This window comes from Embleya scabrispora DSM 41855 (assembly GCF_000372745.1).
GTDB lineage: Bacteria > Actinomycetota > Actinomycetes > Streptomycetales > Streptomycetaceae > Embleya > Embleya scabrispora.
The window spans coordinates 16323-29607 of record NZ_KB889698.1; the positions used below are offsets into that span (position 1 = coordinate 16323).

General features: G+C 71.2%; 8 protein-coding genes. 7 read left to right on the forward strand and 1 reads right to left on the reverse strand.

Annotation, left to right across the window (positions count from 1 at the left end):
* Window positions 1–107: 107 nt before the first annotated feature.
* Window positions 108–1295, reverse strand: coding sequence for an acetyl-CoA C-acetyltransferase (locus A3IC_RS0138650; RefSeq protein ID WP_040877866.1), 1188 nt, complete (start codon window positions 1293–1295; stop codon window positions 108–110).
* A 261-nt stretch (window positions 1296–1556) separates the two neighbouring features.
* Here A3IC_RS0138650 and mce point away from each other — a divergent pair, with 261 nt between their 5' ends.
* From mce to A3IC_RS59020, 7 genes are all read left to right on the forward strand, one after another.
* On the forward strand, window positions 1557–1997 hold the full coding sequence (gene mce / locus A3IC_RS0138655; RefSeq protein WP_026219235.1) for a methylmalonyl-CoA epimerase: 441 nt from the start codon (window positions 1557–1559) through the stop codon (window positions 1995–1997).
* Between the two features lie 246 nt (window positions 1998–2243).
* Window positions 2244–3581, forward strand: a complete 1338-nt coding sequence (gene ccrA / locus A3IC_RS0138660; RefSeq protein WP_020555435.1) for a crotonyl-CoA carboxylase/reductase — start codon at window positions 2244–2246, stop codon at window positions 3579–3581.
* A gap of 139 nt (window positions 3582–3720) precedes the next feature.
* Window positions 3721–8346, forward strand: a complete 4626-nt coding sequence (locus A3IC_RS69165; protein ID WP_020555436.1) for a hypothetical protein — start codon at window positions 3721–3723, stop codon at window positions 8344–8346.
* Between the two features lie 109 nt (window positions 8347–8455).
* Window positions 8456–9397, forward strand: a complete 942-nt coding sequence (locus A3IC_RS0138675) for a coiled-coil domain-containing protein (protein ID WP_020555437.1) — start codon at window positions 8456–8458, stop codon at window positions 9395–9397.
* Between the two features lie 183 nt (window positions 9398–9580).
* Window positions 9581–11050, forward strand: coding sequence for an AI-2E family transporter (locus tag A3IC_RS0138680; RefSeq protein ID WP_158696275.1), 1470 nt, complete (start codon window positions 9581–9583; stop codon window positions 11048–11050).
* A gap of 160 nt (window positions 11051–11210) precedes the next feature.
* Complete coding sequence (locus A3IC_RS0138685; protein ID WP_040877867.1) at window positions 11211–12326, forward strand: ABC transporter ATP-binding protein; 1116 nt, start codon at window positions 11211–11213, stop codon at window positions 12324–12326.
* A 27-nt stretch (window positions 12327–12353) separates the two neighbouring features.
* Entirely contained in the window at window positions 12354–13274 is a 921-nt protein-coding gene (locus A3IC_RS59020; RefSeq protein ID WP_063744942.1) for an ABC transporter permease, read from the forward strand.
* Window positions 13275–13285 lie beyond the last annotated feature (11 nt).

The window sequence follows — 13285 nt, forward strand, 5'->3', positions numbered from 1 at the left end:
GCGACTCCGAGATCGTTTCAGGTGGGTGTATCACCGGGAACCGCCCGGTCGGCGCCGGCCGCCGGACGAGTGCCCGAACCCGGGCCCGAACCGGCGACCGGACCGGTTCAGCTGCCCGGGACCGTGATGATCAGCGCGTCGCCCTGGCCACCGCCGCCGCACAGCGCCGCCGCGCCGGTACCGCCGCCGCGCCGCTTGAGTTCGAGCGCCAGGTGCAGCACCACACGGGCGCCGGACATCCCGATCGGGTGACCCAGCGCGATCGCGCCGCCGTTGACGTTGACCTTGTCGGTGCTCACGCCCAGGTCGCGCATCGACTGCACGGCCACCGCCGCGAACGCCTCGTTGATCTCGATCAGGTCCAGGTCCTCGACGTTCAACCCCTGCTTGCCCAGCGCGTGCTTGATCGCGTTCGAGGGCTGCGACTGGAGCGAGTTGTCCGGGCCCGCGACGTTGCCGTGCGCGCCGATCTCGGCCAGCCACTCCAGGCCCAGTTCCTCGGCCTTGGCCTTGCTCATCACCACGACGGCGGCGGCGCCGTCGGAGATCTGCGAGGCCGAGCCGGCGGTGATCGTGCCGTCCTTGGTGAAGGCCGGCCGCAGCTTGCCCAGCGACTCGGCGGTGGTGTCCGCACGGACCCCCTCGTCGGTGGCGAACACGATCGGCTCGCCGCGCCGCTGCGGGATCTGCACCGGCACGATCTCGGCGTCGAAGACGCCGTTCTTCGCCGCGGCGGCGGCCCGCTGGTGCGACCGCGCGGCGACCTCGTCCTGCTCCGCGCGGGAGATGTTCAGCTTGCCGTTGTGGTGCTCGGTCGACTCGCCCATCGGGATGTTCTCGAACGCGTCGGTCAGCCCGTCGTAGGCCATCGCGTCGAGCATCTCGACCGCGCCGTATTTGAAGCCCTCGCGCGACTTCGGCAGCAGGTGCGGGGCGTTGGTCATGGACTCCATGCCGCCCGCGACCACGATGTCGAACTCGCCCGCGCGAATCAGCTGGTCGGCCAGCGCGATCGCGTCCAGGCCGGAGAGACAGACCTTGTTGACGGTCAGGGAAGGCACGTTCATCGGGATGCCGGCCTTGACCGACGCCTGGCGGGCGGGCATCTGCCCGGCGCCGGCCTGGAGCACCTGGCCCATGATCACGTACTGGACCTGGTCCCCGGTGATGCCCGCGCGCTCGAGTGCGGACTTGATCGCGATGGCGCCGAGGTCGGTGCCGGAGAAGCCCTTGAGGGATCCGAGCAGACGACCCATGGGCGTGCGGGCCCCGGCGACGATGACAGAACCGGCCATGAGGGTGGCCTCCACAACTTTATGGTCGGGGTGCCATCGCCGGGCGGCCCGGACGACGTGCGGCATCCCCGCGACGGACGTGAGGTTGTTCCGGAACCTACCCGGAAGGGCCGCGACCGTGGCAGGGGGCTCCGATGTGACGGAACCCACCATCTCGGGCCACCCACACCGAGTGTGCTCTCGCCCATAGTCTCGTTGGGACGGGCCGGGTATCTACCAGCAGGTAACCCGGGTACTTCCCATAGCCCCTTGGAGGCCATGGTGCTCACGCGTATCGACCACATCGGCATCGCCTGCCGCGACCTCGACGCGACAGTGGCGTTCTACACAACGACCTACGGTTTCGAGGTGTTCCACACCGAGGTCAACGAGGAGCAGGGCGTCCGCGAGGCGATGCTCAAGATCAACGAGACCTCGGACGGCGGCGCCTCCTACCTCCAGTTGCTGGAGCCCATCCGGGAGGACTCCACCGTCGCGAAGTGGCTCGCCAAGAACGGCGAGGGCGTGCACCACATCGCCTTCGGCACCGCCGACGTCGACGCGGATTCGGCCGCGATCAAGGACAAGGGCGTCCGGGTGCTGTACGACGAGCCGCGTCGTGGTTCCATGGGCTCGCGCATCACTTTCCTGCACCCCAAGGACTGTCACGGTGTGCTCACCGAGCTGGTGACCTCGGCCGCGGACCCCGACGCGGAGCACTGAGCCGAGCGCTCGAATGGCGCCGGCACCCGGCGTTTCGGCACCTGCCCGCGACACCTCGCGCGGCGCCGGCTCCCGACCACACCTCGCGAACCCGACAACCCGTCAAGTGCGCAGCGCAGTTCCTGCGACTCCGCCTCTTGTCGGGTTTGTGCCGACCGCCTAGCGTTACCAGCGGGTAAGTTCAGCGAAGTTCAACAAACCCTCATGTTGTCTCATGCTTCAACCGCCGACCCATGGAGGCCGACGATGAAGGAGATCCTCGACGCCATCCTCGCGGGGGACACCCCCAAGGAGGCGTACGCAGCGCTCCCGCTTCCCGACTCGTACCGCGCCGTCACCGTCCACAAGGACGAGGAGACGATGTTCGAGGGCGTGGAATCGCGGGACAAGGATCCGCGTCAGTCGCTGCACGTCGAAGACGTGCCGCTGCCCGAACTCGGCCCCGGCGAAGCCCTCGTCGCCGTGATGGCCAGTGCGATCAACTACAACACCGTGTGGACCTCGCTCTTCGAGCCGGTCTCCACGTTCCGTTTCCTGGAGAAGTACGGCCGCAACTCGGAGCTGACCAAGCGGCACGACCTGCCCTACCACGTGGTCGGCTCCGACCTCGCGGGCGTCGTCCTGCGCACCGGCGCGGGCGTCAACGCCTGGAAGCCCGGCGACGAGGTGGTCGCCCACTGCCTGTCGGTCGAGCTGGAGAGCGCGGACGGGCACGCGGACACGATGCTCGACCCCGAGCAGCGCATCTGGGGCTTCGAGACCAACTTCGGCGGTCTCGCGCACATTGCCCTGGTCAAGAGCAACCAGCTCATGCCCAAGCCGGCGCACCTGTCGTGGGAAGAGGCCGCCTCGCCGGGCCTGGTCAACTCGACGGCGTACCGCCAGCTCGTCTCGCGCAACGGCGCCGGCATGAAGCAGGGCGACAACGTGCTGATCTGGGGCGCCTCCGGCGGCCTGGGCTCGTACGCGACGCAGTTCGCCCTCGCCGGCGGCGCGACGCCGATCTGCGTGGTGTCCTCCGAGGACAAGGCGCAGCTGTGCCGGGACATGGGCGCCGAGTTGGTGATCGACCGCCGGGCCGAGGACTTCCGCTTCTGGAAGGACGAGCACACCCAGGACCCGCGCGAGTGGAACCGGTTCGGCAAGCGCATCCGCGAACTCACCGGCGGTGAGGACGTCGACATCGTTTTCGAACACCCCGGTCGCGAGACGTTCGGCGCGTCCGTGTACGTCACCCGCAAGGGCGGCACCATCGTGACCTGCGCGTCGACCTCGGGTTACATGCACGAGTACGACAACCGATACCTGTGGATGAGCCTGAAGCGCATCGTCGGCTCGCACTTCGCCAACTATCGGGAGGCGTGGGAGGCGAACCGTCTGGTGGCGAAGGGTAAGATTCACCCGACGTTGTCGCGCACCTACGCTCTGGAAGAGACCGGCCAGGCGGCCCGGGACGTCCACCGGAACCTGCACCAGGGCAAGGTGGGCGTACTGTGTCTCGCACCGGAGGAGGGCCTGGGGGTTCGGGACGCCGAGATGCGAGCGCGGCATATCGACGCCATCAACCGCTTTCGTAACGTCTGACGGCGGTCCCTGGATCTGAGACCATTCTCCCTGGTAGTCAATGCGGTACGGGCGGTTCCGGATGTACATCCGGGGTCGCATCGTCACCAACCGGTCGGAAACGGCCGATTTGCAGTACTGAAACGTACGCGGCCAGGGGATGGAGTGGGACCCCACAGTGCGGGGCTACGACCGCTACCAAGTTGACGAGCACCTCGAACTGCTCGACGACGAGATCAAGCGGCTGAAGAAGGAGCGCGACGACACCGTCGCACACGCGGAGGACCTCGGCTATCAGGTCGAGGTTCTCCGCGCGAAGCTGCATGACCTTCGCCGCCAACTCGCCACGCCCCGATTCGACAGCATCGGCGGCCAGGCCGAGCAGATGCTGCGCAACGCCCAGTTGCAGGCCGATCAGGTCCGCGCGGACGCCGAGCGCGAACTCCAGGAGTCGCGCGCGACCACGCAGCGCCTGCTCCAGGAGGCCGCCGCGCGCTCCGCCCGGCTCGAGGCCGACTGGCAGGCCGAGGTGATGGAGCGCCGCCGGCGCCTGGACGAGGAACTGGCCCAGGCCCGCCAGGCCACCGAGACTCGGGTCAACGAGAACGTCGCGTGGGCCGAGCAGTTGCGCGCCCAGGCCGAGGAGCGTTCGCGCCAGCTTCTGGACAACGCCCGCGCCGAGGCCGAGCGGATCGCCGCCGCCGCGCGCGAGCAGGCCGTGGGCACCAGCGAGAGCACCCGCGCCGAGGTCGAGTCGCTGCTCTCGCGGGCCCAGAGCGACGCGGACCGGGTGGTCGCCGAGGCCAAGGCCCGGGCGAGCGTGGCCGTGGACCAGTCCGAGCAATTGCGCACCGAGACCCGCACCCGTGCGGAGAGCCTGGTGGGCGACGCCCGGGTCGAGGCCGCACGGATCATCGGCGAGGCGCGATCCGAGGCCGAGCGGGTCACCGGCGAGGCCGGCGCCCGCGCGCAGGGCGCCTCGGAGAACACCGCAAAGCTCCTCGAATCCGCCCAATTGGAGATCGAGCGGCTGCGCGCCGAGGCGGCCGGCGAGGCGGACCGCCGTCAGGCCGAGGCCCAGCGCCTGCTCCAGGCCGCCGAGGTCGAGGCGAACGAAAAGCTCGGCAAGGCCGCCGGCGACGCCGAGGCGTATCAGGCCAAGTCCCGCGCGGAAGCGGACAAGGTCACCGCCGAGGCCCGCGCCGCCGCCGAGCGGTTGCGCGCCGAGGCGCTCGCCGAGGCCGACCGGTTGCGCGACGAGGCCCGCGCCGAGGCCGAGGCGCTGCGTACCGACACCCGCGCCGAGTTGGACACCGCCCGCGAGGAAACCCTGGCTCGGGTCGACGAGTTGGAGGCCGGGGCGCGCGCGGAGATCGAGCGTCGCCGGCAGGAGGTGGACCGACTGCGGGCCGAGGCGCAACAGTTGCTCACCAACGCCGAGGCCGGCGCCGCCGAGCGCCTGGAGACCGCCGCACGGGCAGCGGACGACCTGATGGCCAAGTCCCGGTCCGAGGCGGAGCGGCTGCAGAGCGAAGCCCGTACCGAGGCGGACGAGTTGCGCGCCCGGGCACAGGCCGACGCCGAGGCGGTCGAAACGCGCACCCGCGAGTCGAGCGATCGACTGGCGAACGAGGCCCGCGAGTACGCGGAACAGGTGCGTGCCAAGGCCGCGGAGAGCGCCGAGGAACTGCTGGAGACGGCCCGTGCCGAGACCGGCAAGCTGCGCGAGAAGGCGGTCGCCGACACGCACCGTCTGCGCGAGCTGACGCAGCGCCAACAGGCGGAGGCCGTCGAGGAGTTGCAGCGCGCCCGGGACGAGGCGCAGAACCTGCGCGAGGCGGCCGCGACGGCCGCCGAGCAACTGCGCGAGGAGTCGGCCGCGCAGGCCGCGGAGCGGGTCGAGGCGGCGCGCGCCGAGGCGGAGCGGGTACGCACCGAGGCGGCCGAGAACGCCGGCCGCTCGCACGCCGAGGCCGAGGAGTTGGTGGCCAAGGCCCGGACCGAGGCGCACAAGGCCGCGACCGACGCGTCCCGTGCGGCCGAGGAATTGATGCGCTCCGCCGAGCAGGCCGCGATCGAACTGCGCGACCAGGCCGTGACGCAGGCCGAGACGGTGCGCACGGAGGCCGAGCGGCAGGCGGCCGAGCTGCGGGCCCGCACCGAGGAACTGCGCTCGCGCGCCGAGCAGTCCGCCACCGAGGCGGAGGCCGCGTTGGATCAGGCCCGGGCGGATGCCCAGGCCACCGTTGAGCAGGCGCGCGCCGAGGCCGGCGCGCGCACCCAGTCGGCCGCGGTCAAGGCGGACGAGCTGATCGGCAAGGCCCGCGAGGAGGCCGAGAAGGTCCTCACCGACTCCCGTGAGGAGGCGGACGGGATGCGCTCGGCCGCCCGCCGGGACGCCGCCTCGATGCGCGAGGAGGCGGAGACCGAGGCGCGCACGCTGCGCGAGGAGACCGAGAGCACCGCACGTTCGGTGCGCGAGGCCGCCGAGAGCGCGGCGCTGACGCTGCGCGAGGAGAGCACCGAGCAGGCCCGCACACTGCTGGCCGGCGCGGATGCCGACGCCACCCGGATGCGGACCGAGGCCGAGACCGCCGCGCAGGCGCTGCGCGAGAAGACCACCGAGACGGCCCGTTCGGTGCTGGAGCAGGCCGACGCGGAGGCCGAGCGCATGCGCACGGAGGCCGAGACGGCCGCCCGCACGCTGCGCGAGGAGACCACCGGGACCGCGCGTTCGGTGCTGGAGCAGGCGCACGCCGAGGCCGAGCGCATGCGCACCGAGGCGGAGGGGGCCGCCCACACGCTGCGTACCGAGACCGCCGCGACCGTGCGCGCCGCACTGGACAAGGCCGAGAAGGACGCCGCGCGGGTGCGTGCGGAGGGCGAGGAGACCGCGCTCGGCATCCTGGAACAGGCCGACGGAGAGGCCCGCACCCTGCGCCAGGAGGCGACCGCGGCGCTGGCCGCGGCCAAGGCCGACGCGGATGCGGCGCGGGCGCAGGGCGAGACCGACGCGGACCGGGCCAGGTCCGAGGCGCAGTCCGCCGCCCGGGCGCTCCTGGAGCGGGCCGAGCGCGACGCCGAGCAGGTGCGCACCGACGCCGAGACCGCGGCCCGCACGCTGCGGCAGGAGGCCGCCGCCGCGCTGGAGGCCGCGCGCACCGAGGCCGAACGGCTGCACACCGAGGCGAGCGCGACACGCGCCGCGGCCGACCGCGAGGCGACCACGCTGCGCGAGGAGGCCGCCGCCGCACTCGCGGAGGCGACGGCGGAGGCCGAGCGGCTGCGCGGCGAGGCCGAGACGGCCGCGCTGACCCAGCTGGAGCAGGCCGACACCGACTCGGCGCGGATGCGCGAGGAGGCGGAGGCCGAGGCGACCCGGCTGCGGGTCCAGGGCTCCCAGGCGCTGGAGGAGGCCCGCGACGAGGCCGCCGAGCTGCGCGACCGCACCAAGGCACGGGCTCGCGAGCTGCTGGAGAAGGCCGAGGCGCGCGGCACGGACCTGCTCGAGAGTGCGACCACCCAGGCCCGGTTGGCCAAGGAGGACGCGGCTCGCGCGGTGGCCGAGGCACAGGCCGAGGCGGAGGCGGTACGTGCCGCGGTGGTGGGCATCGAGGACGCCGCCCGCGAGGAGTCGGACCGGCTCACCACGCTCGCCGAACGCGACCTGGCCAAGGCCCGCGACGACGCCGAGACCACGCTGGTCCGGGCCCGCGCGGAGGCGGACGCCACGGTCACCGCGGCGCGCAAGCACGCCGAGCGGATGAAGTCCGATTCCGAGCGGGAGGCCGAGAAGACCCGAACGGCCGGACGGGAAGCGGCGAACAAGGAGCTGCGCGAGGCCGAGGAGGCCGCGACCGAACTGCGCGACCAGGCCCGCGCGGAGCTGGAGCGGGCCGCCAACGAGGCCGAGGATCTGCTGATTCGGGCGAAGGGTCGGGCCACCGAGATCGTCGGCACGGCCGAGCGCAAGGCCGAACAGCGCGTCAACGAGGCGAACGAGGCGGCGAATCGACTGGTCGCCGAGGCCGAGGCGGAGGACGAACGGCTGCGCGCCGAGGCGACGGCGGTGATAGAGAAGGCGCGCAAGGACTCGGACGCGATGATCAGCGAGACGCGCCGGGACACCACCGCCACCCGCGAACGCTCCGACAAGGAAGCCGAACAGGCCGTCGAACGCGCCCGCCGGCAGGCCGCGGAGGGCCTGAAGCAGGCCGGCAAGCGAGTCGACGACCTCGTCGCCGCCGCCGAGGAACAGGTGAGCGAGGCCCGCGTGGACGCCGAGAAGATGAAGGTGGCCGCGGCGGAGGAAGCCGAGCGAATTCGTGACAAGGCCGGTTCCGAGGCGGATAGGGTACGGATTGCCGCGGTGAAGAAGGCCGAGGCGTTGCTCTCGGAAGCGGAACAGCGCCTCGCCGACGCCCAGAAGGGCGCGGACGACCTGCGGGCGAAGGTGGCCGAACAGGTGGCCGCCGCCCAGCGGGAGGCGCAGGCGGTCCGTCGCAAGACCGCTGCGGACGCCGAGAAGGTTCTCGACGAGGCGCGGAAGGAGGCGGAGCGACTGCGCACCGAGGCCCGCAAGGACGCGGACCGTCACCGTGCCGACGGACAGCGCAAACTCGACGAGTTGAACCGCAGACGCAAGGACATCACCGCCGAGATGTCGCGCGTGCAGGGCGTGTTGGACGCGCTCGCCGCACCCGCGGGTCTGTCCTCCGGCAAGGGCAACTCCTCGTCGGGCAAGGGTCCCGCGGCGAAGGGTGCCGGTTCGTCGTCATCCGATTGAGCGATGCCGGCCGGTTCTCATCCCCCGGTCAGGTCGATGCTCCGCCCGATTCGTGCCAGGATTCCACCCGTCACCTCATTCACCGCACCCGTCATACGACAGGAACCCCATGAGCGACACTAACTCTCCGCACGGCTTCGACATCGTCCGCCGTGGGTACGAGCGTTCGCAGGTTGACGACCGCATCACGAAGCTCGTGTCGGACCGTGACAGCGCGCTCGCGAGGATCTCGGCGCTGGAGAAGCGGATCGAGGAACTGCACCTCGAAAGCCAGAACGCGCAGGCCCAACTCGCCGACGCCGAACCGTCCTACGCGGGTCTCGGCGCCCGGGTGGAGAAGATCCTCCGCCTTGCCGAGGAAGAGGCCAAGGACCTGCGCGAGGAGGCCCGCCGCGCCGCCGATCAGCACCGCGAGCTGGCCGAGGCCGCCGCCCAGCAGGTCCGTTCCGACGCCGAGCAGTACGGCAAGGAGCGCAAGGCCAAGGCCGAGGACGAGGGTTCGCGGATCCTCGACAAGGCCAAGAGCGACGCGGCGCAGCTGCGCGGCGAGGCGGCCAAGGACGCGTCGGCCAAGCGCGAGGAGGCCGAGGCCCTCTTCGAGGAGACCCGGGCCAAGGCCGCCCAGGCCGCCGCCGACTTCGAGACCAACCTGGCCAAGCGCCGCGAGCAGTCCGAGCGCGACCTGGCGGCCCGTCAGGCCAAGGCCGAGAAGCGCCTGTCCGAGGTCGAGCACCGGGCCGAGCAACTGCGCCTGGAGGCCGAGAAGCTGCGTACCGACGCCGAGCGTCGTTCGCGTCAGACGATCGAAACGGCGCAGCGCCAGGCCGACGACATCGTCGCCGACGCGCGGGCCAAGGCCGACCGGATCCGCTCGGAGTCCGAGCGCGAGCTGGCCGCGCTGACCCACCGTCGGGACAGCATCAACGCGCAGCTGACCAACGTGCGCGAGATGCTGGCGACCCTCACCGGCGCGGCCGTCGCCGCCGCGGGTGTGAGCATCGATGACGACGACGACAAGATGCCGGGTGTGCCGGCGCAGCAGAGCCGCTGACGCTCCCTCGCGGGGCATCGGTACGGGCCGTAGCGGCCGGTTTCGGCGGCCGGGCGGCGGACGGGTTCCACGAGGACCCGCCCGCCGCCCGGCCGCATTTTCATGACGCGGTCTCGGGGTGCGTCGGCAGGACTCGCAGCGTGCCGCGTCGGACCCGAGCAGGTGAACGAGGAGCAACGGGGCATGGGTCGACTGGGCAGCATCTGGCCGCGCCGCAGATCGGGGGCGCCCACCGGCAGCGGCACCGCCTCGGATGCGGACACGGCGTCGGGCACGGCGTCGGACGGGGCAGGCGCGCCCGCGGACCCGGTCGATGTCGACCCGACGGTGCCGGGCAAGCAGGCCACCGCTCCGGGGACTTCGGCCGATCCGGCACCCGTGCCGGTGCCGGTGCCCGCCCGGGTGGGCCCGGCCGATCCCGAGGCGACCGACGCGACGCCGCGGCCGGACGTGGTCGGTGCCGCGGACGCCGCCGCGGGCACGGGCTCGGGCGTCCCGGCGCAGGCCGACGGCAAGGCCCCGGGCTCGACCCCGGCTTCGCCCCCGACGCAGGACCAGGTCCCGACCCAGGCCCCGGTCCGCCCGTGGACCGGTGTCGGCTCGCGGTTCGGCGATCCCGGTCAACCGCTGCGCCGTTCGTCGCCGTTCTACGTCGGCTTCATCGGCGGACTCGGGCTGATCACCGCGTGGTTCCTGGCTCAGGCCGTGCTGGGCATCCAGCACGTCCTGATCATCATCCTGATCTCGTTCTTCCTGGCCGCGGGCCTGAACCCGTTCGTGGAACGGCTCGAACGCCGGGGCATGGCCCGACGCTGGGCCGTGTGCACGGTCGCCCTCGGCTTCCTGGTGGTGACCGCCGGTTTCGTCACCGCGATCGCGCAGCCGCTGGTCGAGCAGACGTCGAGCCTGATCAACTCCATCCCGGACAGCCTCACCGAGTTGCGCAACAACGAGAGGTTCCGAAAGCTCGACGAGAAGTACGACATAGTCACCCGGGCCAAGGACTGGGCCGCCGACGCCAACACCGCGCAGAACGTGGCGGGCGGCCTGTGGGGCTTCGGCAAGATGGTGCTGACCTCGCTGTTCGACACGCTCACCGTGATCGTGTTGACGCTGTACTTCCTGGGGGCGCTGCCCAGCATCAAGAACCACCTGTACAACCTGTTCCCGAAGTCGCGGCGGGCACGGGTGCGGCTGCTCGGCGACGAGATCCTGTCCGGGATCGGCGGCTACGTGAACGGCGCGCTGATCGTGGCCACATGCGCGGGTCTGTCCTCGTTCATCTTCCTGATGATCCTGGGCAACGACTACGCGCTGCCGCTGGCCCTGGTGATCGCGTTCACCGACCTGATCCCGATGATCGGCGCCACCGTCGGCGCCGCGGTGGTGTCGGTCGTGGTCTTCTTCGACTCCCCCGGCAAGGCGCTCACCTGCGTGATCTTCTTCCTGGCCTACCAGCAGTTCGAGAACTACCTGATCTATCCGCGGGTGATGAACCGCGCGGTGAACGTGCCACCGGCGATCACGGTGATCGCGGCTCTGGTCGGTGGCGCGCTGCTCGGCGTGACGGGGGCATTGCTCGCGATTCCGATCGCGGCCGCCGTACTGCTCATACTGCGCGAAGTGGTCACACCTCGCCAGAATCAAGCCTGAGTTGTCAATCATCCCACAGGATGATTCACGGAACTCCCCCTCGAACCTGTGATCGGACCGGGGCCCGCCGTGCGGCGGCCGTCGACAGCCGCGTTTCGGGCCTAAGCTCGGATCCTCAACCAGCTCATGCACCGAAACCATCCTGGGAGTGCGGCAACAGATGATCGAAGCGAGAGGGCTCACCAAACGCTACGGAAACAAGCTGGCGGTTGATCAGCTTTCCTTCCAGGTGCGTCCGGGCTCGGTGACCGGCTTCCTCGGCCCCAACGGCGCCGGTAAATCGACCACCATGCGGATGATCCTCGGGTTGGACGCACCGACCGGCGGCAACGTCACGGTCAACGGCCGCCCGTACGACCACGTCCAGGCCCCGCTGCGGGAGATGGGCGCGCTGCTGGACGCCAAGGCGATGCACGGCGGCCGGACCGCGTACAACCACCTGCTGTGCCTCGCGCAGAGCAACGGCATCCCCAACCGCCGGGTGGACGAGGTGCTCGCGATGGTCGGCCTGACCCAGGTCGCCAAGAAGCGGGCGGGAGGCTTCTCGCTCGGCATGGGCCAGCGGCTGGGCATAGCGTCCGCACTGCTGGGCGACCCCGGCATCCTGATGTTCGACGAGCCGGTCAACGGGCTCGACCCCGAGGGCATCCTGTGGATCCGCAACCTGATGAAGCAGCTCGCTTCCGAGGGTCGCACCGTCTTCGTCTCCAGCCACCTGATGAGCGAGATGGAGGTGACCGCCGACCACCTGATCGTGATCGGTCAGGGGCGGATGATCGCCGACACCTCGATGCGCGACTTCATCGAGACGAACTCGCAGTCGTTCACGGTGGTGCGCTCGCCCCAGGTGGACAAGCTCAACACGCTGCTCCAGGGCAAGGGCGCGACGATCACCCCGGACCAGGCGGTGCCGGGCGCGTTCCGCGTGCACGAACTGCCGCCGGCGACGATCGGCGACCTCGCCGCCGAGCACGGCATCGCGCTGCACGAGCTCTCGCCGCGCTTCGACTCGCTCGAAGAGGTCTACATGCGGATGACCCAGCACAGCGTGGAGTACCGCGCCGGGCTGCCGGGCGGCCCGCCGCCCGGATGGGGTCCGCCCGGGATGGCACCGCCGCCCGGTTACCCGCAGCAGGGTGGTCCGCAGTTCGCCGGCCCGCCGCCCGGCCTCCCGCCGCAGGGCGCGCCCGGCGCGCCGTGGGGACCCCCCGCCGGAGCCCCGGGCGCCGGCGCCCCGACCCTGTCCAAGCCGCAGTCCAACGGAAGCGAGGGCTGAGCGATGGCACAGAACACTCCGCCCCCCATGCCGCAGAACCAACCGCACGTGCAGAACCAACCGCACCCGATGGCGTCCGCGCGGATGGCTCCCCCGCAGCAGGCGTTTCAGCAGCCGGGCGCGCAGTTCGCGCCGCCCGCTCAGCAGGCGCCGTACCCGCCGGTGCAGCAGATGCAGCTCGGCGGCCAGGTCGGCGGCGGCAACGCGGGCTTCGGTCGAGTACTGCTGTCCGAGTGGACCAAGATCCGTACGGTCCGCTCGACCATGTGGACGCTGGCCGTGATGGTGCTGCTGATCCTGGGTCTGGGTGTGCTGCTCGCCGGCACGGTCAAGCCGGACACCGACGACGACTACGTGAGCATCGCGCTGATCGGCGTGATCATCGCCCAGCTCGCCGCCGCGACGCTGGGCGTGCTGACCATCTCCGCCGAGTACACGACGGGCATGATCCGCACCACGCTCACCGCGTACCCGCGTCGGCTCCAGGTGTTGGTCGCCAAGGGCGTGGTCTTCGCGGGCCTGATGTTCGGCGTCGGCGTGGTCACCATGGGCCTGACCGCGGTGATCGGCAAGTCGATGCTGACCTCGCGGATCGGCGAGTCCAGTGCCGACGTCGACCTGTTTCGCAGCGTCGTGGGCGGCTCGCTCTACCTGGCCGTGATCGGTCTGTTCGGGCTCGGCCTGGGCGTGTTGCTGCGGCACTCGGCGGGTGCGATCACCGCGCTGATGGGCGTGATCCTGCTGCCGATGATCATCGGCCCGTTCCTGCCGCACTCGGTCGGCGAGAAGGTCATGGAGTACTCGCCGATGTTCGCGCTCGGCAAGCTGATCGGTGGCGGTGGTGACGACAGCGGCCCGGGTCCGTGGCCCTCGCTGTTGTTGATCGCCGCGTACGCGGCGATCGCGCTGATCGCCGGTGGAATCCGGATGCGTTCGCGCGACGTGTGACCCGGTCGGTC

Bases quoted from the DNA above. Each gene is read 5' to 3' on its own strand.
- A3IC_RS0138650 (WP_040877866.1), bottom strand. From the start codon at position 1,295: ATGGCCGGTTCTGTCATCGTCGCCGGGGCCCGCACGCCCATGGGTCGT.
- ccrA (WP_020555435.1), top strand. From the start codon at position 2,244: ATGAAGGAGATCCTCGACGCCATCCTCGCGGGGGACACCCCCAAGGAG.
- A3IC_RS69165 (WP_020555436.1), top strand. From the start codon at position 3,721: ATGGAGTGGGACCCCACAGTGCGGGGCTACGACCGCTACCAAGTTGAC.
- A3IC_RS0138675 (WP_020555437.1), top strand. From the start codon at position 8,456: ATGAGCGACACTAACTCTCCGCACGGCTTCGACATCGTCCGCCGTGGG.
- A3IC_RS0138680 (WP_158696275.1), top strand. From the start codon at position 9,581: ATGGGTCGACTGGGCAGCATCTGGCCGCGCCGCAGATCGGGGGCGCCC.
- A3IC_RS0138685 (WP_040877867.1), top strand. From the start codon at position 11,211: ATGATCGAAGCGAGAGGGCTCACCAAACGCTACGGAAACAAGCTGGCG.
- A3IC_RS59020 (WP_063744942.1), top strand. From the start codon at position 12,354: ATGCCGCAGAACCAACCGCACGTGCAGAACCAACCGCACCCGATGGCG.